The sequence below is a fragment of the Streptomyces sp. NPDC005791 genome, from assembly GCF_042871485.1.
Lineage (GTDB): Bacteria > Actinomycetota > Actinomycetes > Streptomycetales > Streptomycetaceae > Streptomyces.
Window position 1 is genome coordinate 1 of the sequence record NZ_JBIAIP010000026.1, and the last position, 22,921, is coordinate 22,921.

30 protein-coding genes are annotated in these 22,921 nt (G+C 69.8%); 21 read left to right on the plus strand and 9 right to left on the minus strand.

What is annotated here, in order from left to right; all coding sequences use genetic code 11:
• Positions 1 to 114: 114 nt before the first annotated feature.
• Positions 115 to 687 (minus strand): rhodanese-like domain-containing protein, encoded by a 573-nt coding sequence (locus ACFYSH_RS32190; protein ID WP_359476693.1) that lies wholly within the window; start codon positions 685 to 687, stop codon positions 115 to 117.
• A gap of 273 nt (positions 688 to 960) precedes the next feature.
• Here ACFYSH_RS32190 and ACFYSH_RS32195 point away from each other — a divergent pair, with 273 nt between their 5' ends.
• The 7 genes from ACFYSH_RS32195 to ACFYSH_RS32225 all read left to right on the plus strand — a co-directional run bounded on the left by ACFYSH_RS32195 (position 961) and on the right by ACFYSH_RS32225 (position 7,286).
• Entirely contained in the window at positions 961 to 1,560 is a 600-nt protein-coding gene (locus ACFYSH_RS32195; RefSeq protein ID WP_359476690.1) for an XRE family transcriptional regulator, read from the plus strand.
• A gap of 103 nt (positions 1,561 to 1,663) precedes the next feature.
• Entirely contained in the window at positions 1,664 to 2,632 is a 969-nt protein-coding gene (locus tag ACFYSH_RS32200; RefSeq protein ID WP_388757197.1) for an NADPH:quinone oxidoreductase family protein, read from the plus strand.
• Complete coding sequence (locus ACFYSH_RS32205) at positions 2,629 to 3,819, plus strand: acyl-CoA dehydrogenase family protein (RefSeq protein ID WP_388757200.1); 1,191 nt, start codon at positions 2,629 to 2,631, stop codon at positions 3,817 to 3,819. The genes ACFYSH_RS32200 and ACFYSH_RS32205 overlap by 4 nt, the downstream gene beginning before the upstream one ends.
• Positions 3,816 to 4,937 carry an acyl-CoA dehydrogenase family protein gene (locus ACFYSH_RS32210; protein ID WP_359476681.1) on the plus strand — a complete coding sequence of 374 codons (1,122 nt, stop codon included), beginning with the start codon at positions 3,816 to 3,818 and terminating at the stop codon, positions 4,935 to 4,937. The genes ACFYSH_RS32205 and ACFYSH_RS32210 overlap by 4 nt, the downstream gene beginning before the upstream one ends.
• Before the next feature lie 223 nt (positions 4,938 to 5,160).
• Positions 5,161 to 6,051 (plus strand): phosphatidylinositol-specific phospholipase C/glycerophosphodiester phosphodiesterase family protein, encoded by an 891-nt coding sequence (locus ACFYSH_RS32215; protein ID WP_388757203.1) that lies wholly within the window; start codon positions 5,161 to 5,163, stop codon positions 6,049 to 6,051.
• A 129-nt stretch (positions 6,052 to 6,180) separates the two neighbouring features.
• On the plus strand, positions 6,181 to 6,375 hold the full coding sequence (locus ACFYSH_RS32220; protein WP_359476676.1) for a hypothetical protein: 195 nt from the start codon (positions 6,181 to 6,183) through the stop codon (positions 6,373 to 6,375).
• A 161-nt stretch (positions 6,376 to 6,536) separates the two neighbouring features.
• Positions 6,537 to 7,286, plus strand: a complete 750-nt coding sequence (locus ACFYSH_RS32225) for a hypothetical protein (protein ID WP_359476673.1) — start codon at positions 6,537 to 6,539, stop codon at positions 7,284 to 7,286.
• Positions 7,287 to 7,292: 6 nt separating this feature from the next.
• On the opposite strand, the gene ACFYSH_RS32230 is transcribed toward ACFYSH_RS32225, so the two are convergent.
• The gene (locus tag ACFYSH_RS32230) at positions 7,293 to 7,907 is read right to left on the minus strand and encodes an endonuclease (protein WP_388757206.1); all 615 of its coding nucleotides are present in this window, start codon (positions 7,905 to 7,907) and stop codon (positions 7,293 to 7,295) included.
• The gene (locus ACFYSH_RS32235; protein ID WP_359476668.1) at positions 7,904 to 8,086 is read right to left on the minus strand and encodes a DUF6480 family protein; all 183 of its coding nucleotides are present in this window, start codon (positions 8,084 to 8,086) and stop codon (positions 7,904 to 7,906) included. The genes ACFYSH_RS32230 and ACFYSH_RS32235 overlap by 4 nt, the downstream gene beginning before the upstream one ends.
• Before the next feature lie 127 nt (positions 8,087 to 8,213).
• Between ACFYSH_RS32235 and ACFYSH_RS32240 the strand changes: the two genes are divergently transcribed.
• Positions 8,214 to 9,452, plus strand: a complete 1,239-nt coding sequence (locus ACFYSH_RS32240) for an FUSC family protein (protein ID WP_359476665.1) — start codon at positions 8,214 to 8,216, stop codon at positions 9,450 to 9,452.
• A gap of 8 nt (positions 9,453 to 9,460) precedes the next feature.
• On the opposite strand, the gene ACFYSH_RS32245 is transcribed toward ACFYSH_RS32240, so the two are convergent.
• From ACFYSH_RS32245 to ACFYSH_RS32265, 5 genes are all read right to left on the minus strand, one after another.
• Complete coding sequence (locus ACFYSH_RS32245) at positions 9,461 to 9,688, minus strand: CDGSH iron-sulfur domain-containing protein (protein ID WP_359476662.1); 228 nt, start codon at positions 9,686 to 9,688, stop codon at positions 9,461 to 9,463.
• A complete protein-coding gene (locus ACFYSH_RS32250) occupies positions 9,672 to 10,361 on the minus strand; it encodes a HemK2/MTQ2 family protein methyltransferase (protein ID WP_359476659.1) in 690 nt (229 codons plus the stop codon). Before ACFYSH_RS32250 ends, ACFYSH_RS32245 begins: the two co-directional genes overlap by 17 nt.
• Positions 10,362 to 10,412: 51 nt before the next feature.
• Complete coding sequence (locus ACFYSH_RS32255) at positions 10,413 to 11,375, minus strand: iron-containing redox enzyme family protein (RefSeq protein WP_359476656.1); 963 nt, start codon at positions 11,373 to 11,375, stop codon at positions 10,413 to 10,415.
• A 98-nt stretch (positions 11,376 to 11,473) separates the two neighbouring features.
• Entirely contained in the window at positions 11,474 to 12,493 is a 1,020-nt protein-coding gene (locus ACFYSH_RS32260; RefSeq protein WP_388757236.1) for a PHP domain-containing protein, read from the minus strand.
• A 2-nt stretch (positions 12,494 to 12,495) separates the two neighbouring features.
• A complete protein-coding gene (locus ACFYSH_RS32265; protein WP_359476653.1) occupies positions 12,496 to 12,939 on the minus strand; it encodes a hypothetical protein in 444 nt (147 codons plus the stop codon).
• 134 nt (positions 12,940 to 13,073) lie between these two features.
• Here ACFYSH_RS32265 and ACFYSH_RS32270 point away from each other — a divergent pair, with 134 nt between their 5' ends.
• From ACFYSH_RS32270 to ACFYSH_RS32330, 13 genes are all read left to right on the plus strand, one after another.
• Complete coding sequence (locus tag ACFYSH_RS32270; RefSeq protein ID WP_359476650.1) at positions 13,074 to 13,394, plus strand: gas vesicle protein; 321 nt, start codon at positions 13,074 to 13,076, stop codon at positions 13,392 to 13,394.
• 36 nt (positions 13,395 to 13,430) lie between these two features.
• The gene (locus ACFYSH_RS32275; protein WP_359476647.1) at positions 13,431 to 13,880 is read left to right on the plus strand and encodes a gas vesicle structural protein GvpA; all 450 of its coding nucleotides are present in this window, start codon (positions 13,431 to 13,433) and stop codon (positions 13,878 to 13,880) included.
• A 3-nt stretch (positions 13,881 to 13,883) separates the two neighbouring features.
• A complete protein-coding gene (locus tag ACFYSH_RS32280) occupies positions 13,884 to 14,633 on the plus strand; it encodes a GvpL/GvpF family gas vesicle protein (RefSeq protein ID WP_359476644.1) in 750 nt (249 codons plus the stop codon).
• Between the two features lies 1 nt (position 14,634).
• Positions 14,635 to 14,889 carry a gas vesicle protein GvpG gene (locus ACFYSH_RS32285; RefSeq protein WP_359476641.1) on the plus strand — a complete coding sequence of 85 codons (255 nt, stop codon included), beginning with the start codon at positions 14,635 to 14,637 and terminating at the stop codon, positions 14,887 to 14,889.
• A 7-nt stretch (positions 14,890 to 14,896) separates the two neighbouring features.
• Positions 14,897 to 15,787, plus strand: coding sequence for a histone protein (locus ACFYSH_RS32290; RefSeq protein WP_359476638.1), 891 nt, complete (start codon positions 14,897 to 14,899; stop codon positions 15,785 to 15,787).
• Positions 15,788 to 15,793: 6 nt separating this feature from the next.
• Positions 15,794 to 16,927 carry an SRPBCC family protein gene (locus ACFYSH_RS32295; RefSeq protein ID WP_359476635.1) on the plus strand — a complete coding sequence of 378 codons (1,134 nt, stop codon included), beginning with the start codon at positions 15,794 to 15,796 and terminating at the stop codon, positions 16,925 to 16,927.
• Positions 16,924 to 17,259 carry a gas vesicle protein gene (locus tag ACFYSH_RS32300; RefSeq protein WP_359476632.1) on the plus strand — a complete coding sequence of 112 codons (336 nt, stop codon included), beginning with the start codon at positions 16,924 to 16,926 and terminating at the stop codon, positions 17,257 to 17,259. The genes ACFYSH_RS32295 and ACFYSH_RS32300 overlap by 4 nt, the downstream gene beginning before the upstream one ends.
• 26 nt (positions 17,260 to 17,285) lie before the next feature.
• Complete coding sequence (locus tag ACFYSH_RS32305; RefSeq protein ID WP_359476700.1) at positions 17,286 to 18,104, plus strand: GvpL/GvpF family gas vesicle protein; 819 nt, start codon at positions 17,286 to 17,288, stop codon at positions 18,102 to 18,104.
• A gap of 2 nt (positions 18,105 to 18,106) precedes the next feature.
• A complete protein-coding gene (locus ACFYSH_RS32310) occupies positions 18,107 to 18,334 on the plus strand; it encodes a gas vesicle protein (RefSeq protein WP_359476629.1) in 228 nt (75 codons plus the stop codon).
• Complete coding sequence (locus tag ACFYSH_RS32315) at positions 18,331 to 18,609, plus strand: gas vesicle protein K (RefSeq protein ID WP_359476627.1); 279 nt, start codon at positions 18,331 to 18,333, stop codon at positions 18,607 to 18,609. Before ACFYSH_RS32310 ends, ACFYSH_RS32315 begins: the two co-directional genes overlap by 4 nt.
• Before the next feature lie 134 nt (positions 18,610 to 18,743).
• The gene (locus ACFYSH_RS32320; protein ID WP_167359481.1) at positions 18,744 to 18,899 is read left to right on the plus strand and encodes a DUF6131 family protein; all 156 of its coding nucleotides are present in this window, start codon (positions 18,744 to 18,746) and stop codon (positions 18,897 to 18,899) included.
• A gap of 109 nt (positions 18,900 to 19,008) precedes the next feature.
• Complete coding sequence (locus ACFYSH_RS32325; protein WP_359476624.1) at positions 19,009 to 19,677, plus strand: lytic polysaccharide monooxygenase auxiliary activity family 9 protein; 669 nt, start codon at positions 19,009 to 19,011, stop codon at positions 19,675 to 19,677.
• 154 nt (positions 19,678 to 19,831) lie between these two features.
• Positions 19,832 to 21,613, plus strand: coding sequence for an MFS transporter (locus ACFYSH_RS32330; RefSeq protein ID WP_359476621.1), 1,782 nt, complete (start codon positions 19,832 to 19,834; stop codon positions 21,611 to 21,613).
• A 565-nt stretch (positions 21,614 to 22,178) separates the two neighbouring features.
• Here the strand turns inward: ACFYSH_RS32330 and ACFYSH_RS32335 are convergent.
• The gene (locus tag ACFYSH_RS32335; RefSeq protein ID WP_359476618.1) at positions 22,179 to 22,760 is read right to left on the minus strand and encodes an N-acetylmuramoyl-L-alanine amidase; all 582 of its coding nucleotides are present in this window, start codon (positions 22,758 to 22,760) and stop codon (positions 22,179 to 22,181) included.
• Positions 22,761 to 22,921 lie beyond the last annotated feature (161 nt).

A 22,921-nucleotide genomic window follows, 5' to 3' on the forward strand; every position in this document is an offset into this window, starting at 1 on the left:
TATCGGGGCGACCCTCCGCCTTGCGATCGCACGCACCAGACGCCGCCAGGCCCGCCCTTCGGGCGGACGGCGCTACTTTCGAAACACGCCCTAGGCCTCCGTCGCGGTGTGCGGTCATCCCTGCAGGGCGTCCAGCGTGGCGTCCAGGCCGACTGCCGACTGCGGCGAGCGGTTGTACGGGAGCTTCGCGAGGGCGGCCGCCATGCCGCAGGTGTTGCTCACGGCGGAGTAGACGAGGCCGGCGCCGATGCCGGCCGACAGCCACCGGGCGGCCGGAAAGCGCTGGCCGGTCATGAGGCCGGCCAGCACCAGCGAGCCGGCGGCGAGGCGCACCTGGCGCTCCATCGGCCAGGTCGCCCGGGCGCCCACCGGCTGGTCCAGGTCGTTGCCGTCGCCCTCCCAGGCGGAGGTCCCCCCGGCCAGGGTGGCGGCATCGATGTCGGCGTCGGCGAGTATCTCGCACGCCCTGGTCGATCGCACGCCGGAGGCGCACACCACCAGCAGGGAGCCGCGGGCGGAAGCCGATTTCAGGGCCGGCACCGCCTCGGTGAGCCTGTCGAGCGGAACGTTCAGTGCGCCAGGCACATGCCCGGAGGCGTATTCGCCGGGGGCCCGTACGTCGATGACGGTGAACTCTTCCAGCCGGGCTGCGGCCTCGGAGGGGGAGAGGGAGGCGGGGTTGATCACGGGCGGGTTCCTTTCGGTCGCCGGAGCGGGGGCGGTCCGGGGTCCTGGTCCCCGGCTCGCCTGGCCGGAATAATACCCCCCGGGGTATTGCGTCCCAGCTCGGTCACGGCCGGTCACGCGGCGTGTCCGGCGCGGGCGTGTCCTTCCCGCTCCTGCCCGGGACCGCTTACGGAATGCGTGAATCCGTTCACCGGAAAGCTCGCCGCGTACGCCCGGTGCCCGCGTAAGAAGCCCTGATTGACAAACGGCCTTGCTGATTCTGCAATGGATGCCATGAAGGAACCGAACCAGGACGACCCCGCACTGGACGCCGTGCTGACCGGGGTCGGCCCGCGGCTGCGGCGGTTGCGCAAGGACCGGGGCGTGACACTCGCCGGGCTCTCCGAAGTCACCGGGATCTCCGTCTCCACCCTCTCCCGCCTCGAGTCCGGTGGCCGGCGCCCCAGCCTGGAACTGCTGCTCCCCATCGCCCGGGCCCACGAGGTGCCGCTCGACGACCTCGTCGGGGCGCCCCCAGTGGGTGATCCGAGGGTCAAGGCGAAGCCGATCGTGCACGGCGGGAAGACCGCACTGCCGCTCACCGCCCGGCCCGGGGGACTCCAGGCGTACAAGGTCATACAGGAGGTCGCCTGCGCCGAGGCGCCCGAGCAGCGCACCCACGAGGGATACGAGTGGCTGTACGTGCTCAACGGGCGGCTCCGGCTGAAGCTCGCCGAGCACGACCTGGTCCTGGCTCCCGGCGAGGCCGCCGAGTTCGACACCAGGCTGCCGCACTGGTTCGGCCCCGCGGGTGACGAGCCGGTCGAATTTCTCAGCCTGTTCGGGCCGCAGGGGGAGCGTATGCACGTCAGGGCCAAGCCCAAGCGGTCGTGAACGGGCGCGGGTCGGGAGGGCGCGAGGTGTTCCCAGAGGGGCAAGCGACCGCTTAGTATGCGCCGGAGCAGTGGTAATGCCGACAGTGTTGTGGAGGCCCCTCATGCAGGCATGGCGAGTGCACCGGAACGGCGAGCCGAGCGAGGTGATGGAGCTCGAGGAGACGGACCGGCCGACCCCCGGGGACGGGCAGGTGCTGATCGAGGTGCGCGCGGCGAACATCAACTTCCCCGACGCGCTGCTCTGCCGCGGCCAGTACCAGGTGAGGCCCCCGCTGCCCTTCACCCCCGGCGTCGAGATCTGCGGTGAGACGGAGGGCGGACGCCGGGTGCTCGCCACCCCCGCCCTCCCGCAGGGCGGCTTCGCCCAGTACGTCGTCGCGGACCGGGCGACCCTGCTCCCGGCCCCCGACGCCCTGGACGACGCGGAGGCCGCCGCGCTGCACATCGGCTACCAGACCGGCTGGTTCGGGCTGCACCGGCGGGCACATCTGCAGTCGGGTGAAACGCTGCTCGTGCACGCGGCCGCCGGTGGTGTCGGCAGCGCGGCCGTCCAGCTCGGCAAGGCGGCCGGTGCCGCCGTCATCGGGGTCGTGGGCGGCCCGGAGAAAGCGGCGATCGCCCGCGAGCTGGGCTGCGACCTGGTGATCGACCGTTGGAGCGAGGACATCGTCGCGGCGGTGAAGGAGTACACGGGCGGTCGCGGTGCGGACGTGGTCTACGACCCGGTGGGCGGAGACGCCTACGCCAAGTCCGTCAAGTGCATCGCCTTCGAGGGCCGCGTCGTCGTCGTCGGCTTCGCCAGCGGAACCGTTCCCACGCCCGGCCTCAATCACGCCTTGGTGAAGAACTACTCGATCGCCGGACTCCACTGGGGGCTGTACAACACCAAGGACCCGGCCGCCGTCCGCGCCTGCCACGACGAGCTCACCGAGCTCGCGGCCCAGGGGGTCATCAAGCCCTTGATCAGCGAGCGCGTCCCCATGGCCGAAGCAGCGCGCGCCGTCCAGCGAGTCGCCGACGGCACCAGCACCGGCCGTATCGTCGTCCTGCCGTCAGGAGGGCCCCGATGAGCACCGCCATCGACGCGACACGGATCCGCCGCCTCACCCAGGAGCTGCTGGCGGCCCATCCGCCGGCCACCACCGGACGCTCCGCCTTCCTGGAGGCGCGCTTCGACGCCGGTCTGGCCTGGGTGCACTATCCCGTCGGCCTCGGCGGACTCGACGCCCCGCGCTCCCTGCAGCCCGTCGTCGACGCCGAACTCGCCGCCGCCGGAGCCCCCGACAACGACCCGCGCCGCATCGGCATCGGCCTCGGCATGGCCGCTCCGACGGTTCTCGGCTACGGCACCGAGGAGCAGAAGCGGCGCTTCCTGCGGCCACTGTGGACCGGCGAAGAGGTGTGGTGCCAGCTCTTCAGCGAGCCCGGGGCCGGATCCGACCTCGCCGCGCTGAACACACGCGCCGTCCGCGCGGGCGAGGACTGGGTGGTCGACGGGCAGAAGGTCTGGACATCAAGCGCCCACGTGGCACGTTGGGCGATCCTGATCGCCCGCACCGACCCTGACGTCCCCAAGCACCGCGGCATCAGCTACTTCATCTGCGACATGACCGACCCCGGTGTCGAGGTGCGGCCGCTGCGCCAGATCACCGGCGAGGCCGAGTTCAACGAGGTCTTCCTCACCGGCGTACGCATCCCGGACAGCAGGCGCCTCGGCCCGGTCGGTGACGGCTGGAAGGTCGCCCAGACCACCTTGATGAACGAGCGCGTCTCCATCGGCGGAGCCCGCATCCCCCGCGAGGGCGGCATGATCGGCACCGTCGCGAAGACCTGGCGTGAACAGCCCCGCCTGCGCACCCACGACCTCCACCAGCGACTGCTCACGCTCTGGGTCGAGGCCGAGGTCGCCAGGCTCACCGGCGAGCGGCTGCGTCAGCAGTTGGTAGCCGGCCAGCCGGGCCCCGAAGGCTCCGGCATGAAGCTCGCGTTCGCCCGGCTCAACCAGGAGATCAGCGGACTCGAGGTCGAACTACTCGGCGACGAGGGCCTGTTGTACAGCGACTGGACCATGCGCCGCCCGGAGCTCGTCGACTTCACCGGACGCGACGCCGGCTACCGCTACCTGCGCTCCAAGGGCAACTCCATCGAGGGCGGTACGAGCGAGGTCCTGCTCAACATCGTCGCCGAACGCGTCCTCGGCCTGCCCGTCGAACCGCGTAGCGACAAGGACGTCGCCTGGAAGGATCTTGCCCGATGACCGCACGTACCGAAGTTGCCCAGGCACCCGACCTGCTCTACTCGGAAACAGAGGAGGACCTGCGGTCAGCAGTGCGTTCGCTGCTCGCCGACCGGGCCGACGCGCCGACGGTGATCGCCGGAACCGAGTCCGACACGCCGTACGATCTGCGGCTCTGGGAATCGCTCACCGCAGGGATCGGAGCAGCCGGACTCCTGGTCCCGGAGAAGCTCGGCGGCCAGGGCGCCACCCACCGCGAGGCCGCCGTGGTCCTGGAGGAGCTCGGCCGCAGTGTCGCCCCGGCGCCGTACCTGACGAGCGCCGTCGTCGCGACCGCGATCCTCCTCGCACTGGATGACGACGACGGACCGGTCGCCGAACTCCTCGGTGAGCTGGCGGCGGGCCGCAAGGTCGCCGTGCTCGCCCTGCCGTTCGCCACGCCCCCCGCCGACGGAGCCGCCGCGATGACCGGCACCCTGGAGCGGACCGTCACCGGCGTCGCGGAGGCCTCGGCGGCCGACGTGCTGCTGGTGCCCACCGCGGAGGGACTGTACGTGGTGGAAACCGGTGGGGACGGTGTCGACATCCGGTCGCTCGTCCCGCTGGACCTGACCCGTCCGCTCGCGACGGTCACCCTGACCGGGGCCACCGGCATCCGGCTCGCGGAGGCGGGCCCGGCTGCGGAAGCCGTGAGCGCGGGACTGCTGGCCGGTGCGGGACTACTCGCATCCGAGCAGCTCGGGCTGGCCGAGTGGTGCCTGACCGAGACTGTTCGGCACACCCGTGAACGTCACCAGTTCAACCGGCCGGTGGGCTCGTTCCAGTCGCTCAAGCACCGGATGGCACAGCTCTGGCTGGAGGTCGTCTCCGCGCGCGCTGCCGCGCGCAACGCCGCGGAGGCCCTGGCGACCGGCAGCCCGGACGCACCGCTCGCGGTGGCCGTGGCGCAGGCCTACTGCTCCGGGGTCGCCGTGCACGCCGCTGAGGAGTGCGTCCAGCTGCACGGCGGGATCGGGATGACCTGGGAGCATCCCGCCCATCTGTATCTGAAGCGGGCCAAGGCCGACTCGATCGCGTACGGCACCGCGGGACGCCACCGCGAGGCCGTAGCCGGGCTGGTGGAGCTGCCGGCTCCGTAGACGGCAGGTCCGGGCGGGGGCGCGTTGCGGACGAGCGCCCCCGCCCCGTCGTGTCCAGGGGGTTCCGGTGCGGTGGGTGGGGGAAACAGCAGGCGCAGCGCAGCCGACGCGCGGGCGGCGGACGTTCCAACTCTTGGCAGGTACCTGCCTTTCGGTGCGTCCTCGCCTCCATACTCGTCGCGTCCCCCCGCCCGCTCTGCCCGCTCCCCCCTCAGGAGACCCCATGGCACCCCTGACCCGTCGCAGAGTCGTCACCACCGCGCTCGCCACCGCAGCCGCAGGTGCGTTCGTCCCCGCCCAGGCGGCCGCCGCGGCACCCGCCGCGCCTGCCCGCCCCCGTGGCCCCCGCCCGCTGGCCCGCGCCCACGCGCACAACGACTACCTGCACCCGCGCCCCCTCCATGACGCCCTCGCGCACGGTTTCACCAGCATCGAGGCTGACATCTTCCTCGTCGGCGGTGAACTGCTCGTGGCCCATGAGGCCGAGACCCTCGACCCGGCACGCACTCTCGTGTCGCTCTACCTGGACCCGCTGCTGGCCCGGGTCCGCGCACACCACGGTTCCGTCCACGCCGGACACCCCGACCCGCTGCACCTGCTGATCGACATCAAGACCGACGGCGCCGCCACCTACCTCGCACTCGACCGGGTGCTTCGCCGCTACCGCCACATCCTGACCCGCTCGGTCCACGGCCGGGTCCGCACCGGCGCGGTGACCCCCGTCATCTCGGGAGACCGTGCGGCCCGCGCCCCGATGGAGGCGCAGGCCACGCGGTACGCCTTCTACGACGGCCGGCCGGAGGACCTCGGGACCGCGGCCCCCGCCTCCTTCATCCCGCTCGTCAGCAGTAACTGGAGCACGCACTTCAGCTGGCGGGGGGCCGGTCCCTTCCCCGCCGTTGAACGGGCCGGACTGCGCACCCTGGTCTCGAGGGCCCACGCGAGCGGCCGGCGGATCCGCTTCTGGGGCACGCCCGACCTCGCCGGGCCGGAACGTGACGCCGTGTGGACCGAGCTCCTCGCAGCGGACGTCGACCATCTCAACACCGACGACCTGGCAGGCCTCGAGGCCTTCCTGCGCCGACGCGAGCCCCGTAGCGGCCGGAGCGACTGACCGACGCCGCCCGCCGTCACCGTGCGTGAGTACCCGTTCGGCGGACACGCCGGTGCGCCGGACGGCCTCTCCGCTGCGCCACACTGGCGGCCATATGCCGCAATTCCGGCGCGGCGGAGGAGGTTGGCCATGGCCATTTCGATTTCAGTGGTGCTGCTCCTGCTGCTCCTCGCAGTGATCTTCCTGCGCAACGGCGGACTGAAGATCTCACATGCGCTCGTCTGCGCCCTGCTGGGATTCCTCCTCGCGAGTACGAGCATGGCTCCCACCATCCACGAAGGAATCACCGCCACCGCGGACGTCGTCAGCGGCCTGAGGCCCTGACCCCGCGCACCGTCCGGGTGCGGGACAATGTCGACCTGATCGTGGCAGAGCGCCGCACGAAGCCCTGCCGGGCGATACGGTCGTCCGAGGGCCCCTGCGCGCGTTCCGTCGACATGGCTCGGACCTGACCGATCCCGGCCACGCACCTGGAGAACGCATCAATGTCCTTCCCGCCCCCCGGACGACACTCGGGCGCCGCCCACCACGAGTACTGCAACAACGCCCTGTGCTGCCGCTGCCAGCAGCGGCAGTGGACGACGAAGCTCGGCGACGAACGCCTCTGCGGCCCCTGCGCCGCTTGCTGCCGCGGCTGCGGCCGCGCCCCCGCACCTCACCTGGACGGGCTCGACGACGGGCTCTGCGCGGAATGCCGCGGCCGGTGCGGCCGTTGTCAGCGGGCACTGCCTGCCGAGGGCCCCTGCCCCTGCCGCAAATGGCGCGAGCGCGCGGGTGGCGATCCGGTCGCGTACATCCTGCAGGCCCTTCCTCAGCCGCTGGTCCAGGCACTCGGCCACCGCCACCCCCGTACGGTGCACGATCTGATCCATCGGGAACTCGCTCGGCGCACTCCCGATCAACTCCTGGAGCGGCTCGAACGCCGGTGGAACGTCCGCTGGTCCCACGCCCTCCACGAGAAGGACGAGGACGGCCGGCGCCGCTGGGCACCGCAGGAGATCGCCGAAGCACTCGTGAGCCCGGGTCACTGCGCCGACCCCCAGTGTGAGGACGGCTACCTGCTCGCCACCGACACGCCGTGCGGCCGGTGCCTGCGCCCCACCCACCGCTTCGTCACATCGGTGGCCGACCGCACGGCGACCTCGGAGCACGCCCGCGCGACCGCCGCGCAGATTCGTAGGGCGCTCGTCGAAGGCCGGTCCACCAAGCCGGGCAAACGGCGGCCGCCGGTCTGAGCCTGTTCAGCCCTTGTCCAGCGCCCCCCGCACCAGTGCTGCGGCGAATACCGCCGGGTCCCGGCCCTTCGCCAGCCGGCTGAGTCCGTCCGGCGCCGTGGGCAGACCGAGCCGCTCGGCTCCCTGGAGCGCCTTCGCGTCGAGGTAGGGCGCGGTCTCCGGCCATACCGTCTGTACCTCGCGCAGGAAGATGTCGGCGCCCGTCGGCCCTATCCCGGGGAAGCGGCGGAGCCCCGAGCGCAGCGTGTCCGTCTCGCCGGCGGCCTCCCGCCGCAGGCGACGCAGGTCTCCTCCGTACATGTCGAGCAGGAGAAGTGCGCCGTCCCCCAGCTGAGTCGCGGTTCGTTCGTCGTACCGGCGGTAGCCTCCCTCTCCCAGCGCGTCGACCCGCTCCTGCCATGGGGCGTCGGCCATACGACGCGGCGTACGCAACCGGTGCGCGAAGAGCGCCCGCGCCGCGGCCACCGCGACCCGAGCGCGAATCCGCGCACTCAGCAGGTGGCTCAGCACGAGCAGCTGGTACAGCGGCTGCGGAGTGTCCCGCAACCGGATTCCCGCCTCGGCCGCATACGTGGTGCCGTGCCGTTCCAGCAGTGCGTCCAGGGTGCGGCGCGTGCTCATGTGAATCCGAAGACGCGGGCGATGAAGTATCCCGCGACGACCGCCGAGCCCAGCAGTACGACGGTTGCCCAGAGGACGGGGTGTTCCCAGATACCTCCGTCCGCACGCTCGACGTGTGCTTCGCCTATGCAACCCTCGGCGGGAGGCGTCTCCCCCGGGGGCGTGAGTGAGATAGCCATGTATCCACCATCTCTCCACGGGGCCGTGCTCGCGAGGCCGCTGCCGATGGCGGCACGCGTACATCCGTACGGGGTCCGACCGGTCCCCGAGGCGCTGCGGGACCGCGGAACGGGGCACCGGTAAGGAATGCCTGCAGTTTCCACGCCTGAGCCCGTCGTCAAACTCGTCCAGCGCACCACTGAGCCGGCCGCAGCACAGACGCTGAGGTCGACGGCTGCAGCCGTCATCGCCTTCGCGGTGGCCCAGACCGTCCTGCCCGCCCCGCATCCAGCACCTCTCACCGCTCCCCTGACCGCCCTGCTCGTGGTGCAGGTGACGCTCTTCGCCACCCTCACCACCGGCATCCGGCGCGTGAACGCCGTCGTCGTCGGGGTCCTGATCGCCAGCGGCTTCAGTTCCCTGGTGGGCCTGAGCTGGTGGAGTCTCGGACTGACCATCTTCACTTCCCTGCTGATCGGCAGGCTGGTACGCGTCAACGAGTTCGTGCCCGAGGTGGCCATCAGCGCGATGCTGGTCCTCGGCGTCGCGCAGGTCGCGGACACGGCCTGGGAGCGCGTGCTGGAAACCCTGATCGGTGCCGGGGTCGGCCTGCTCTTCAACCTCTTGCTCGCACCACCTGTCTGGGTCGAATCCGCAGGGGCGTCCATCGGCGGTCTGGGGGACCGGATGGGGAAGATGTTCCGGGCCCTCGGCGAGGAGATCGGCGGCAACCACCCCGTCCGGGAGGCCGCCGCACGCCTCCACGAAGCCCGCCGCCTGGACCACGACATCGTGGAGGTCGACGCGTCCCTGCGGCAGGCGGAAGAGAGCCTGATGCTCAACCCCCGTGTCAAGCAGGGGCTCCTCTACCGTGTCGTCCTGCGGACCGGGCTGGACACGCTGGAGATCTGTGCCGTCGTGCTGCGCGTCCTCACCCGCACGCTGACCGACCTCGCCAAGGCGCGCACGGAGGAATCGCTCTTCCCCGAGGACGTGGCCAGGGACCTCAGGGAACTGTTCGGGCACATGTCCGACGCTGTCGAAGGATTCGCCGTGATGATCACCACGCCGATGGCCGAGAGCGGCGAGGACGCCGAGGAACGCCTGGCCGACGCGCTCGCCCGCAGCCGCGCGACGCGCGACCGCGTGGCGGATCTGCTGCTCGAGGACGTCCAGGAACATCCGAGGCAGTGGCAACTGCACGGTGCGCTGCTGGCCGAGGTCGACCGCATCCTCGACGAGCTCGACATCGACAAGCGCACGGAGCGCCTGGCCGAGGAGCTGGACCGCCGGTCGGCCGAGGCCCACGAACGCCACCCGCGGTTGCGGGAGATGTCCCGTCGGCTGCGCGGGGTGAAGCGGACACGGCTGCGGAACGCCGAGTGAAGGGTGGCTCAGTCCGCCGGCGGATGCGCGTCCTCGCCGGGCCGCGTACGACGGCGGTGGCTGGTGTCGCACCACGGGTACATCCTGCTGCGTCGGCACATGCAGACAGCGACGACAAAACGGTCGGAGGCGGCCACGGTGCCGTCCGCGCAGGTGATTTCGGCGGGCCCTTCGACCAGGAGGGGCCCTTCGTCGCCGAGAGTGATCCGGCAGGGGTGCTCAGGCTTGTTCGGCACGGATGACCACCAGCTCCTCCTCCATCTCCCGCTCGTCCACCAGACCCGTCTCCCGCAGCCATCGCAGCCGCGAGCGGAGCACGGGACCGAGAGGCACGAGGGCTCGGTCGCTGACGACGGCCCGCAGTCCGGCGTCCGAGAGACGCCGCAGGGTCACGTCGCTGTCGCACAGGCCGGAGTGCACGAGGAGGAGACGACCTCCGGGACGCAGCGCGGCCGGTACGGTCTCACAGACCCGGTCGAGGATCGCCCGGCCGTCGCGCCCGGCTTCCCACGCCCGCGCCGCACCGTGTCCGGGGAGCCGGCCCATGGGCGACGGCACATAGGGCGGGTTGCAGATCACCAGGTCGTAGGACCGGCCGGGCAGCGCCGCGAGGAGATCACTGCGCCGCACGGTGATACGCCGACGGTGCAGCAGCGCGTTCAACCGGGCGGTCATCACCGCCCGCCTGGCGATGTCCACGGCCGTCACCCGCGCACCGAGCCGCGCCGCGTGCAGAGCGAGGGCGCCGCTGCCCGTGCCCACGTCCAGCACCTCGGTGCCGGCGCCGATGCCCTCGCGGTTCAGCGCGGCCATGAGCAGGCGGGTGTCGTGCTGGGGCGCGTACACGCCCGGGAGGGTCATCAACCGGGTGGGACGGGTGTCATCGATCATGTCTGTGGGTGCGGACATCTGTGACTCCATTCGTCGGTACGTCGGCGGGGGACGGATCAGGGCACCGCTTCAGGCTTGCCAGTCCGCCAGCAGCCGGTCTCCGAGCCGGTCCTCAAGACACGAGGTGGCGATGATGCCGAACGCGATGTCGTCCGCCAGTTCGGGTTCGTCGTCGAGCAGGCCGCCGATCACGTCGCGGCGTACCACCTGTTCGTGCACGGCGTCCGCCTCGACGTGTTCGGTGTAGAAGAACTCCGCCGCGGGGCCCGCGCCGGTGCGCTTCATGGCCCGGGCAAGTCGCCGGGAAGCGGGGGATGAGGTGATCTCGACAGCGGCGAAGTGACCCACCAGCGCTCCGCGCAGCCGGCGGTGCAGTCCGAACAGCGACATCAGGTTCACCAGGGCCAGCATGGGCGCGCAGCCCTCGTCCAGGTAGCGGCCGTACGCGGTGTCGAGCCCGAGATCCGTCATGAGGTCGGCGAACAGCTTGGCGTGGACGCGGTCCGCGCGGCCGGCGCCGAACTCGTCGTACTCGATCGCCGCCATGCCGGCCTTGGCCCGTCCGCTGAGCCGGGGCAGCACCCAGGCATGCGGATCGGCCTCCTTGAGGTGGTACAGCGAGCGCTGCACCGCGTAGGAGCGCAGATGCCGCAGCTCGCCCTGGTCCTGGAGGAACCACGAGACGCCGGAACCGCGAACCGGTTCCACGAGGAGGCCGTCCAGGACGTCCTCCAGGCTCGCGGCCACCGGGGCGTCCTGCCGCAGGGCCGTCAGGAAGCGGTCTTCCAGCGCGGCACGTACCGCGAGCAGGGACGGATCCCACTCCAGCTCGGGACGTACGCCGGTGAACCCGCGGTAGTGCAGCTCGTAACAGACGTACAGCGCGAGCTGCAGATCGTCGCCGTAGGGCTCGGCGGCCCGGGCGGCATCCGGATCAGGCAGGGGGCCGTCGCCCCGCAGGAATCCGGTCACCCCTGAGGAGAGCACTCCGCGTGCTCGCGGAAGCGAAGGGCCTGTGTGGTGACGTGACATGGCTTTCCTCCTGCCCCGGCATCACCTGGACAACCGTGATCGACTGTACGCCGAACGGCCTCGACCGGCCTTTCCTCGCGGCGCACCCCGGCATCGGCCTACGTGTGTGGCCTCCGGCCCGTCCAGTCCAGGAGCTGATCCACGGGCCACGTCGTGACGACACGGTCCGCGGGAACTTCACACTCCTCCGCCCGTGCACAGCCGTAGGGCTGCCAGTCCAACTGGCCCGGCGCGTGCGCGTCGGTGTCGATGGAGAGCAGCGCTCCCGATGCGACCGCCTGCCGCAGCAGCCGGCGTGGCGGATCGAGTCGCTCCGGGCGGCAATTGATCTCCACCGCCGTACCGGCCTCGGCACACGCCGCGAAGACCCGCTCCGCGTCGAACTGCGATTCGGGCCGCTTCTTTCCGCCGAGAAGCCGCCCTGTGCAGTGCCCCAGGATGTCCGCGTGCGGATGGTGCACGGCGGCGACGATCCGCTCCGTCATCGCCCGCGCGTCCATCCGTAGTTTCGAGTGGACCGAGACGACCACGACGTCGAGCCGCTCCAGCACGTCGGGGTCCTGGTCGAGCGATCCGTCATCGAGGATGTCGCACTCGATTCCCGTGAGCAGACGGAAGGGCGCCCACTGCTCGTTGAGCTCCGCCACGACGGACAACTGTTCGAGGAGGCGCGCGGTCGAGAGCCCGTTGGCCACGGTCAGCCGGGGGGAGTGGTCCGTGAGTACCGCCCATGCGTGGCCGAGCTCGATCGCCGCACGGCCCATCTCCGCGATCGAACTGCCCCCGTCGGACCAGTCCGAGTGCATATGGCAGTCACCGCGCAGGGCGGCGAGGAGCGCCTCCCCGCCCGAGGCCAGTGGTGCCGACGCCTCTCGCTCCAGCGCCTCGAGATACTCGGGTGTCGTGCCCTCCACGGCCTCACGGATCACCTTGGCCGTCTTGGGCCCGATGCCGTGCACCGTCTCCAGCGAACCGTGCGCCACCCGCTCGGCGACCTCCTTCCCGCCCAGTGAGCTGACCGCCTCCGCCGCCGTGCGAAAGGCCTTCACCCGGTATGTGGCCGCCTGGGACCGCTCGAGAAGGAACGCGATGCGCCGCAGGGCGTCTGCCGGGTCCATCGTCACGGCCGCGCGGTGTGATCAGGGTGCCCCCGCGTGCGACGGGCTTCCTTCATCTCCGCCTCGTAGAGATGGCGCCGCCCTCCCACGAGTTCCCGGCGCACCCGCTCCTCGACCTCCATGAACGGCCGGTAGTACGTGTCGTCGTACGCCTCGACGAGCTGAAACGTCCAGCAGCCGGGGACGACGTTGCGGCCCAGGATCTCCCGTTCCACCAGGTCGGCCTGCTCCACGTGGCCGCCCATCCGCAGTAGTTCGACCGCGCGGTCCAGCGTCAGGTCGGCTCCACCCGTCAGCTGATGGAACGCGTAGAGCTGCCCCCGGGCACGCTCCACGCACTCCAGCGCCTCCGTCAGCGCTCCGAGCGCCTCGACGGTCGTGTCGTCGACCCCGTATGGCCGAACGTGCTCTTCTTCGGGCCCGCTGGTGTCATGGCTCTCACTCATGCATACGACTGTGCCCGTGTCCCGCGCGATGCGTCCCGCCGGAACGCCGAAAGGGTGAGTGCCTCCCGCTCGCACCCGCCCGTTCGTCGAGCCGCCGGGATGCGCCGGGGCCGATCCTGACCACACTTGGTTCCATGGCAGAGAACAGGCGCGCCCGCTCCGGGCGCACAGCGAAGACGGCAGCCCCCCGCTCCTCGTCCCGGCGCGGCCCCGAGGACGCTGCCCGCGCTGCCTGCGAAAGCTTGGAACGACTGATCTGTCACCCCGCGGAGGGGGTTTCGGCCGTGCGACGGCACGACGACGGATGGTGCGTCGTCGTCGACGTACTCGAAGTACCCCGCATCCCGGACACCACGAGTCTGCTGGCCTCCTACGAGGTGCAGATCGATGAGCGGGGCGCACTCACGGAGTACAGCAGGGTCCGCCGCTACCGGCGTGGCTCCGCCGACGAATGACCGTTTCGCTTCGCCTCTCACCCGGAAGGACGCTCCATGACCACGACCATGTACGCCGACGAAGTCGCCCCGTGCCCGCCGAGGGCCGGCACGCTCTACGACGTTCTGGAACTCATCCTCGACCGCGGCATGGTCATCGACGTGTTCGTGAGGGTGTCGCTGGTAGGCATCGAAATCCTCAAGATAGACGCGCGCATCGTCGTCGCGAGCGTGGACACCTACCTGCGCTTCGCCGAGGCGTGCAACCGGCTCGACCTGGAGCGTGACTCGGGCAGCACCACCATCCCCGAGCTGCTCGGCGGACGCGCCGCCAAGGCGGTCGGCAAGCGCAAGGTGCGCAAGGCGGCGGAGTCCGTCGGTGACAGCGTGCGCAAGGCGGTGGGGAGCGGCGACGAGGACGACGAGGAGCTGGAAGCGCGGCCGAAGAAGCGCCGGGCACCCGCCCACGACGGGGCGGCGAGCCGACGCCGCCACGCGGAGGCGTGAACCGTGGCCGAGAACGGCGTTTATGTCTACGCGATCACCCCGGCGGGCACGGCTCTCCCGGCCGGCGTGGTCGGCGTGGGCATCCCTCCGGCCGTGCTGCGGCCTGCCGGCGAGGAGGGGGTCTGCGCTGTCGTGAGCGACGCGCCACCACACCTGCGTCCCAGGCGACGGGACCTGATGGCGCATCAGGACGTTCTGCTGCGCCTCGCCGACAGGGGCCCCGTACTGCCGATGCGCTTCGGGACGATCGCGCCGGACGAGGAGTCGGTACGTGCCCATCTGAGGGAAGCGCGTGCCGAGCACCTCGCCACCTTGAAGCACCTGGACGGCGTCGTCGAGATCAACCTCAAGGCGCTTCCCGCCCAGGACGCGATCGCGGCTGTCGTCGCCGAGGAGAAGAACGTACGACGGTTGCGTGAGGCGGTCCGCAGACGCCCTGATTACGAGGCGAACGTCCGGCTCGGTGAGGCCGTGGCCGCAGCCCTTTCACGCCGGGCGGCCGAGGCGGGGAAGAAGATTCTCCACAAGCTCACACCCATGGCTCGTGCGGTCGCCGCCGGGCCGGAGGTCCATGGCTGCGCGCTCAACGTGTCGTTCCTCGTCGACCGGCGCGAGAGTGACACCTTCCGCGCGACGGTGCGGCGGTTCGCCGACGCCCATCGCACACACGTGGAGCTCCGGGTGGCGGGGCCACTGCCCTGCTACAGCTTCGTCCACTCCCGCAGTCTCCGGACACCCGTCGCAGGGGGCTGACATGGGATTGTTCACCGGCCTGCTCCTGCTGCCCCTCGCACCGGTGCGCGGTGTCATCTGGGTCGCGGAGAAAGCACACGACGCGGCCGACCGCGAACTCCACGACCCGGGCGTGATCCGCGCCCAGCTCGCCGCACTCAACCAGGAACTCGAGGACGGCAACGTCGGCCTGGAGGAGTTCGAACGGGAAGAGGAGGAGCTGCTGGACCGGCTTCACGCCGGACGAGTGCGCTCCGCACCGAACGATCGAAGGTGACTCACTCATGGAAGATCAGACGAAGGTGACGCTCGCGGCAGCCGTGGTGGGCGGGTACGTGCTCGGCCGCACGAGGAAGGGCCGTATGGCCCTCTCCGTCGCGACCTATCTGGCAGGCAGGCGCTTCGGTCTGGAACCACGGCAGCTCGCCGCCGAAGGGGTGCGCAGGCTGGGCGAGATGCCGCAGTTCGCAGAGCTCCAGAACCAGTTGAAGGGCGAGTTTCTCGACTCCGGCAGGAAGGCGCTGACCGCGGCGGCGAACCGGGGGATGAGCTCGCTCGCCGACGCCATCAGCGACCGGACGGCGCGGCTGGGGGAGTCCGACGAGGGCGAGGAGGGCGGCGAGTACGAAGGCGAGTATGAGGAGCCGGAGGACGAGGAGTACGACGGGGACGAGGAAGAAGAGGAAGAAGAGGAATCGGCGGAGGACGAGGAACCGGAGGACGAGGAAGAAGCAGAGGGAGGCGAGGAAGCCGAGGACGAAGCCGAAGACGAAGAAGAGCCGGAGGAGCCGGAGCCGAGCACTCGCCGGGCAGGTAAGAATGCTGAGGCGAAGAAGCAGCCTGCCGCGAAGAAGGCTGTGGCCAAGAAGGCGCCTGCCAAGCAGGCACCTGAGGGGAAGCCGGCAGCGAAGAAGTCTGCAACGAAGAAGTCGGCGCCGGCCAGGAAGACGGCTGCGAAGAAGTCGGCACCGGCCAGGAAGACGGCTGCGAAGAAGTCGGCGCCGGCCAAGAAGACCGCAGCGAAGAAGTCGGCACCGGCCAAGAAGTCGGCTCCGACCGACAAGTCTTCTTCCCGTAAGGCCCCTGCCAAGAAGTCTCCGGCCCGGAAGACGGCTGCAGCCAAGAAGGCGACATCGAAACGAGCCGCGTCCCAGCGCGGCGAACGGCGGAGGTAGGCAGTCATGGCCAGGACTGACAAGGATGAACCCGAGGCGGAGGAGTCGGGCCTCGACCGCCTTCGCGGGGAAGTCTCGAACTTCTTCGGCGCGCAGACGGAAAAGCTGGCGCAGAAGGCCGGCGACAAGCTGACCGGTCTGACGGGGCAGCTCAGTGACATCGCCGAGAACGGCGGTTCGCTGCCGTCGGTCGCCTCGCGCGTGCTCCAGGGAGAATCGCCGGTCAAGGCTTTCGTCGCGGACAAGGCGGGGAGCGTCAAGGACAAGGTCGTCGACAAGGCCAAGGACGCGTTCGGTGGCGGCGGGAAGGGCAAGGGCAAGCCCGGCGGTGGCAAATCCATGAACATCATCGAGGTCCTCGATGTGGGAGTGTCCCTGCGTACCGCGTACGACCATTGGACGCGGTACGACGAGTTCAGTGGTTTCACCAAGGGCGTCCAGAGCGTCTCGATGGATGAGGAGATGTCGAGCGACTGGAAGGTCAAGATCGGCCCGTCCTCGCGTGGTTTCAAAGCGACCGTGCAGGAACAAGTACCCGACGACCGCATCGTCTGGACCTCCGAGGGGGCCAAGGGATCCACACGTGGTTGCGTCAGCTTTCACGAATTGGCCCCGAACCTCACCCGGATCGTTCTGGTGGTGGAGTACTACCCCTCGGGATTCTTCGAGAAGACGGGAAATCTGTGGCGGGTGCAGGGCCGCCGCATGCGACTCGACTTCAAACTCTTCCAGAAGTTCGTCACGCTCACCGACGACGAGCCCGAGGGCTGGCGAGGTGAGATCCGCGACGGGGAAGTCGTCGTGACGCACGAAGAGGCTATGGAGAAGGAGGAAGCCGAGGGCGAGGAGTCGGACGAGTCGGACCGCGACGACGAAGAGACCGAGGACGAGGAGGAAGGCGAGGAAGGGCCTGAGGGCGAGGAGGAGGACGAAGAAGGCGACGAGGACGAGGACGAGGAAGAGGAGCCCGAGGACTACGAGGACGAGGAAGAAGAGCCTGAGGAGGAGTACGAGGAAGAAGCGGAGCCCGAAGACGGCGAAGAAGACGAGAATGAGCCGGAGGACGAGGAAGAAGAGGAAGAGGAAGAGGAAGAGGAAGCCGCGCCCAGGAAACGACGCGGACGGAGGTCGGCAAGGTGACCGACCTCGACCTCGGGCGGGATGCGTACCCTGTTCCGGGGCCGCCGAACACCAACCTTGCCGACATCCTCGAACGCGTCCTCGACAAGGGCATCGTCATTGCGGGCGACATCAAGATCGACCTCCTGGACATCGAGTTGCTCACCATTCGGATCCGCCTGTTCGTGGCATCTGTGGACACCGCGAAGAAGGCGGGAATCGACTGGTGGGAGACGGATCCCGCGCTGAGTTCGCGAGCCGCCCGTGATTCCCTTCAGGACGAGAACCGTGAACTGCGCGAGCGTCTGGACGCGCTCGAATCCAAGACGGACGAGACGTCGGACGACCGATGAGCGATGTGCGAGGGGACGTGCACCACATGACGGAGCGGGCAGGCGCGCAGACCGCGGAGAAGAGCGCCGTTTATGTGTTCGCGGTGTGCCAGTCACCGGATCCGGCGGCGTTCGCGGTCCTGCCAGGGGTCGCGAAGGGCGAACCGTTGCGCCGCCTGCGAATCGGTGACCTGACCGCGATCGTGCAGACTGTCCGGGCGGCCGACTTCACGGACGAGGCGTGGCAGGCCCGTGTGTCCGACAGGGACGAGCTCGAGCGATACGCACGCGCCCATCACGACGTGGTGTCGGCAGCAGCCGCGACGTGCCCCACCGTTCCCCTCCCGATGGCGACCCTCTACCACGGTGAGGAGCGGGCCCGGCAGGCACTCCTCGACGAGACCGGGCGCTTCCGGGCCGCACTGGAGCGCACCGCGGGACACTACGAGTGGGGTGTGAAGGTCTACGCGGCCGAAGCTCCGACGGCGGACCCGACGTCCGTTTCCCGCCCGGCGAAGACACCACCCACACGCTCGCGCCCCGCCCCTGGAGCCGGCCTCGCCTATCTGGAACGCAAGCGTGGAGTGCAGGCGCGCCGAGAGCGGCGGCACGAAGACGCCCTCCGGGTCGCCGAGACCGTGGACGCCGCCTTACGGACGGTCGCCGCCGCAGGACGCAGGCTGCGCCTGCACGCGTCCGGGCCCTCGGAGAAGGGTCGTGTCCAGGTGCTGAATGCCACCTACCTGGTGCGGGAGCACCGAAGCTCTGAACTCGGAGAACTCATCCGGACGTTGCGGGCCTCCACGTGCGCGCAGATCGAGATCTCCGGACCCTGGGTGCCGTATTCCTTCGTCGGCGAGGTGTAGACATGCAACGCGAAGTGGTGCCCTGGGACAACCCCGAGCCTCTGACCGGACCGATCGGAGTGCCGCTCGTCGATCTGCTGGACCGGGTGCTGGCGACGGGGGTGGTGATCAGCGGTGACCTCGTGATCGCGATCGCAGACGTTCCGCTCGTCCGGCTGTCACTCCATGCGCTGCTCTCCTCCGTGAACGAACGCGTCCCTGCTCCCTGGGCGGACGGAGGCGCGCTGTGACGCCCTCACGACTGGATGTCGACTCCGACCAGTTGGGGCGGGATCTCGTAGCGCTGGTGCTGACCGTGGTGGAACTGCTGCGCCAGCTCATGGAGCGCCAGGCCATCCGGCGTATCGATCAGGGGGACCTCACCGACAGCCAGGTGGACGAGATCGGGACCACACTCATGCTGCTCGACCAGCGGATGGTGGAGCTCTGCGAACAGCACGGGGTGCGCCCCGAGGACCTCAATCTGGACCTCGGTCCGCTTGGGACCCTGCTGCCGCGCGACTGACGGAACACCGCTCAGCTCGCCCCTGTCAACTGTTCACGGCGAGCAGATGTACCTATGGGCACGACGCCATTCGAGGCATATGCTCATTTATGTGCACATTCTATGTGTGCGGGTGGAGCGATCCGGAGGCAGTCATGATCATCATCGGAGCCATTCTTCTCATCCTCGGCCTGGTGACCGGCCTCGGTGTGCTGTGGACCATCGGGATCATTCTTCTCGTGATCGGGCTCGCGCTCTGGCTGCTCGGGGCCGTGGGGCACGCGGTCGGAGGCCGGCGTCACTACTGGTGACCTCGCGTAAACATGTTTGAGGTGGGAGTGGCGGGGCAAAGCCCCAAGTGGCGCGGGAGCGCTCCCACGCCGGTGGATCCCCCCACCTCCCTGGAATGGAGATCGCACCATGACATGTCATGATCGCGTCAATTTAGGCGGCTGGGTGCCGCGTCTCGGCGGCGTACTCGTCGCCGCACTCCTCTGCCTCCTGCCCTGGACAGGAACCGCGAGCGCCCACGGCTCCGTCGTCGACCCGGCCTCCAGGAACTACGGTTGCTGGCTGCGCTGGGGCGATGACTTCCAGAACCCGGCCATGGAGCAGGAAGACCCCATGTGCTGGCAGGCGTGGCAGGCCGACCCGAACGCCATGTGGAACTGGAACGGGCTGTACCGCAACGGCTCCGGCGGCAATTTCCCGGCCGCCGTACCCGACGGCCAGCTGTGCAGTGGTGGCCGGGCGGAGAGCGGGCGGTACAACTCCCTCGACACCGTGGGGGCGTGGAAGACCACGGACATCACCGGCGACTTCACCGTGAGGCTGTACGACCAGGCGAGCCACGGCGCCGACTACTTCCAGGTGTACGTCACCCGGCAGGGTTTCGACCCGGCCACGGAAACGTTGACCTGGGGCGACCTCCAGCTGGTCACCCGGACCGGCAGTTACGCGCCCAGCCAGAACTACGAGATCCCGGTGAGCACCTCGGGCCTCAGCGGCCGTCATGTGGTCTACACGATCTGGCAGGCATCGCACATGGACCAGACGTACTTCCTGTGCAGTGACGTGAACTTCACCTGAGTCCGGTCCCGCACCCGGTCCCTGGCCCCGCCGGCCGCTCACGTCCGGCGGGGCACCTGAGGGGTGGTGATCGATTCGCGGACCCGGTCGGTGCAACCTACCGTCGATGAGTGAACGTTACTGTTCGCTGCCCTCCCCTACGGTGCTGAGCATCATGACTGGATCCCGAGCGAAGTCCGCACCCATTGCCGGATCCCCGGAGCGGGGCCGAGGCAACGGGATCGCCCTGCTCGTCATCGCCTCGTGCCAGCTGATGGTGGTTCTCGACATCACCATCGTGAACATCGCTCTGCCGCACATCCAGACCTCCCTCGGCTTCTCGACCGAGAGCCTGTCGTGGGTGATCAACGCCTACACCCTGACCTTCGGAGGTCTGCTCCTGCTCGGCGGCCGACTGGGCGACATCCTCGGGCGTCGCAGAGTCTTCGTCTTCGGAGTGCTGCTCTTCGTGCTGGCCTCACTGCTGGGAGGCCTTTCGCAGGACTCCTGGCAACTGCTGGCGGCGCGTGCGCTGCAGGGTGTCGGAGGTGCGATCGCCTCACCGACCGCCCTTTCCCTCATCACCACGACCTTCCGCGAAGGACCCGAGCGCAACCGCGCGTTCGGAGTGTTCGCCGCGGTCTCCGCAGGCGGCAGCGCGATCGGCCTGCTCGCAGGCGGGCTGCTCGTGGAGTGGCTCGACTGGCGCTGGGTGCTCTTCGTCAATGTGCCGATCGGCCTGCTGATCGCTCTCGCGACGCCGCGCCACATCAAGGAATCCGAACGGCACCCGGGTCACTTCGACCTCCTCGGAGCTCTCACCTCCACACTCGGTATGGTGCTGCTCGTCTACGGCTTCATCAGAGCCTCCGAGGACGGCTGGAGCGATGGCCTGACCGTCGCCGCCTTCGGCGCGGCCTTGGTGTTCCTCCTCCTCTTCCTGGCCGTGGAGCGCCGGTCGCGGCAGCCCATCACACCTCTGCGTATGTTCCGTGACCGTAATCGCGCCGGCGCGTACGGGATGATGCTGAGCCTGGCCGCGGCGATGTTCGGCATGTTCTTCTTCCTGACCCTGTTCGTGCAGAACATCCTCGACTTCAGCCCGCTGCGCGCCGGGCTGGCCTTCCTGCCGGTCAGCGTGATCATTGCGATCAGCGCGGGTGTCGCCTCGCAGTTGCTGCCCAGATGGGGCCCCAAACCGTTCATGGTGGTGGGTGCGGTTCTTGCGGCTGCGGGCCTGGGCTGGCTCACACAGACCGATGTCGACAGCACCTACCTGGGCAGCATCCTCGGCCCCTTGCTGGTCTTCGGCTTCGGCATGGGCATGCAGTTCGTCTCACTGACCCTGATGGCGGTCTCGGGTGTGGCCCCGAGAGAGGCGGGTGCCGCGTCGGGTGTGCTCAACGCGACCCAGCAGGTGGGCGGTTCGCTGGGGCTCTCCATCCTGGTCACCGTGTTCGGGACGGTCAGCCGCAACGAGGCGACGGACCAGGTACCCCGCTTCCTGGCCGAGGCGACCCCCGCCCAGCAGGTGGAGTTCCGCAGGACGGGGGTACTTCCCGCGCCTTGGGGCGACCAGGTACTGGCCGCGGGCGTCTCCGGTGCGTTCGTCGTGGCCGCCGTCTTCTCCGTGGTCGCGGCGCTGATCGCGCTCCTGGTCGTCCAGGTCCGGGCGTCCGACCTGGACCGCCTCCGCGGTGGCGGGGCCTTGGGGCCACCGATGGCCGACGACCACGAGGTACCGGAGGAGGGCGCGACCGCGCAGGCCTCCGGAACGGGCCGCACGGACGACGGGCGCGATGCCGGAGTCCCGACGCGGAAACGGCGTCGAGGCGAAGCTTCTCCGCCACCTGGACAGGGTTCCGCTCGCCGTCAGTGCCCTTCGGGAGAGATTCGACTCGACGAGTGGTCAGCAGCATGGCCGGGGCGACGGCGCCCCGGTTCCACCAGCCCCTGACAGCGGACGACCCGGCCACGATCGCCGGGTACCGGATCGCCGCCGAACTCGGCGGCGGGCGGAATGGGCACGGTCTCTCTGTCGTGCACACCCGGTGAGCGGCCGGTCGCGTTCCATGTGATCCGTCCGGAGTTCGGCGAAGCCCGGAGTCCCGGGGCCGCCCGCCCAGGAAGCGCAGTCCGCGCAGCGGGTGGCAGGGCCTGTTCACCGCGCCTGTGATCGGGGCCGGCTCCGAAGGCGCACGGCCGTGGCTGGCGTCCGCAAACGTGCGGGCCCCTCACCGGCCGGCGCCGTCGGTCGCGCACGGCAGGCAGCCCGCGCAGCGGTGTTCCTGCTGATCACGGGCATGGCCGAGGCGCTCCACGTCGTCCACGGCGCGGGCATCGTGCGCCGGGGCCAGAAATCGTCCGACGGCCTGCTCGTGGCCGACGGGGCCCCAATCATTGACTTCGGCATCGACTACGCGGCCGACACGGCCTCGCTCGGCAGCGGAGCGACCATCTGCGCGCCCTCTTCCATCGCGCCCGGTGGGGGAACGCTGCCGCCCGCCCGCCGGGAGCGGGTCTCAGAGCAGATTGACGAGGCGGATGTAGCGGACCCAGTCCCAGTGACCCCCTGGGTCGGTGTGATCGCTGCCCGGCACTTCGTGATGGCCGATGATGTGCGCGCGGTCCTTGGGCAGACCGTAGCGGTCGCAGATGCCCGCGGTGAGCCTTGCCGACCGCTCGTACATCGTGTGCGTGAAGTACGAGGGCTGATCGACCCAGCCCTCGTGCTCGATACCGATGCTCCGGGTGTTGTGATCCCAATTGCCCGCGTGCCAGGCGATGTCCCGCTCCCGCACACACTGCGCCACGAAACCGTCCCCCGATCGCACCACATAGTGGGCGGACACCTGTTTGGCCGGGTTCTGGAAGATGCCGATCGTCTGGGTGAACGTCTGCTGGGCGACATGGATGATGACGAAATCGACCGGATACGCCGAAGGGCGGCCCGACGGCGTGTAGTTGGACGTGGACGCCGGATACCACTGCGCGCCGGGGTGGTCCGTGGCCGCCGTGGGGGCGGCCACGGCCCGGACGGACGACGGAAGGAGCGCCGCGGCGGCGGTGACCGTGGCGCCCTGAAGTATCCGTCTGCGCTGCATCAGCACTCCTGTGGGTGGGACGTGGGTCGGGTCTACGGCACAACACGCGCCGCCCCGCCGTACGGTTCCGCGCCGGCGAAGACAGGACGCGACGGACGTCGCCGGCTAGGGTCTCTCGTTCGAAGCAGGCTGGATCGGGGAGCGGTGCCAGGCCCCGCGAG

Coding starts and splice junctions, on each gene's coding strand:
- ACFYSH_RS32195 (WP_359476690.1), top strand. CDS start 961: ATGAAGGAACCGAACCAGGACGACCCCGCACTGGACGCCGTGCTGACC.
- ACFYSH_RS32200 (WP_388757197.1), top strand. CDS start 1,664: ATGCAGGCATGGCGAGTGCACCGGAACGGCGAGCCGAGCGAGGTGATG.
- ACFYSH_RS32205 (WP_388757200.1), top strand. CDS start 2,629: ATGAGCACCGCCATCGACGCGACACGGATCCGCCGCCTCACCCAGGAG.
- ACFYSH_RS32210 (WP_359476681.1), top strand. CDS start 3,816: ATGACCGCACGTACCGAAGTTGCCCAGGCACCCGACCTGCTCTACTCG.
- ACFYSH_RS32215 (WP_388757203.1), top strand. CDS start 5,161: ATGGCACCCCTGACCCGTCGCAGAGTCGTCACCACCGCGCTCGCCACC.
- ACFYSH_RS32220 (WP_359476676.1), top strand. CDS start 6,181: ATGGCCATTTCGATTTCAGTGGTGCTGCTCCTGCTGCTCCTCGCAGTG.
- ACFYSH_RS32225 (WP_359476673.1), top strand. CDS start 6,537: ATGTCCTTCCCGCCCCCCGGACGACACTCGGGCGCCGCCCACCACGAG.
- ACFYSH_RS32230 (WP_388757206.1), bottom strand. CDS start 7,907: ATGAGCACGCGCCGCACCCTGGACGCACTGCTGGAACGGCACGGCACC.
- ACFYSH_RS32235 (WP_359476668.1), bottom strand. CDS start 8,086: ATGGCTATCTCACTCACGCCCCCGGGGGAGACGCCTCCCGCCGAGGGT.
- ACFYSH_RS32240 (WP_359476665.1), top strand. CDS start 8,214: ATGCCTGCAGTTTCCACGCCTGAGCCCGTCGTCAAACTCGTCCAGCGC.
- ACFYSH_RS32250 (WP_359476659.1), bottom strand. CDS start 10,361: ATGTCCGCACCCACAGACATGATCGATGACACCCGTCCCACCCGGTTG.
- ACFYSH_RS32255 (WP_359476656.1), bottom strand. CDS start 11,375: ATGTCACGTCACCACACAGGCCCTTCGCTTCCGCGAGCACGCGGAGTG.
- ACFYSH_RS32260 (WP_388757236.1), bottom strand. CDS start 12,493: ATGGACCCGGCAGACGCCCTGCGGCGCATCGCGTTCCTTCTCGAGCGG.
- ACFYSH_RS32265 (WP_359476653.1), bottom strand. CDS start 12,939: ATGAGTGAGAGCCATGACACCAGCGGGCCCGAAGAAGAGCACGTTCGG.
- ACFYSH_RS32270 (WP_359476650.1), top strand. CDS start 13,074: ATGGCAGAGAACAGGCGCGCCCGCTCCGGGCGCACAGCGAAGACGGCA.
- ACFYSH_RS32275 (WP_359476647.1), top strand. CDS start 13,431: ATGACCACGACCATGTACGCCGACGAAGTCGCCCCGTGCCCGCCGAGG.
- ACFYSH_RS32285 (WP_359476641.1), top strand. CDS start 14,635: ATGGGATTGTTCACCGGCCTGCTCCTGCTGCCCCTCGCACCGGTGCGC.
- ACFYSH_RS32290 (WP_359476638.1), top strand. CDS start 14,897: ATGGAAGATCAGACGAAGGTGACGCTCGCGGCAGCCGTGGTGGGCGGG.
- ACFYSH_RS32295 (WP_359476635.1), top strand. CDS start 15,794: ATGGCCAGGACTGACAAGGATGAACCCGAGGCGGAGGAGTCGGGCCTC.
- ACFYSH_RS32305 (WP_359476700.1), top strand. CDS start 17,286: ATGACGGAGCGGGCAGGCGCGCAGACCGCGGAGAAGAGCGCCGTTTAT.
- ACFYSH_RS32310 (WP_359476629.1), top strand. CDS start 18,107: ATGCAACGCGAAGTGGTGCCCTGGGACAACCCCGAGCCTCTGACCGGA.
- ACFYSH_RS32320 (WP_167359481.1), top strand. CDS start 18,744: ATGATCATCATCGGAGCCATTCTTCTCATCCTCGGCCTGGTGACCGGC.
- ACFYSH_RS32325 (WP_359476624.1), top strand. CDS start 19,009: ATGACATGTCATGATCGCGTCAATTTAGGCGGCTGGGTGCCGCGTCTC.
- ACFYSH_RS32330 (WP_359476621.1), top strand. CDS start 19,832: ATGACTGGATCCCGAGCGAAGTCCGCACCCATTGCCGGATCCCCGGAG.
- ACFYSH_RS32335 (WP_359476618.1), bottom strand. CDS start 22,760: ATGCAGCGCAGACGGATACTTCAGGGCGCCACGGTCACCGCCGCCGCG.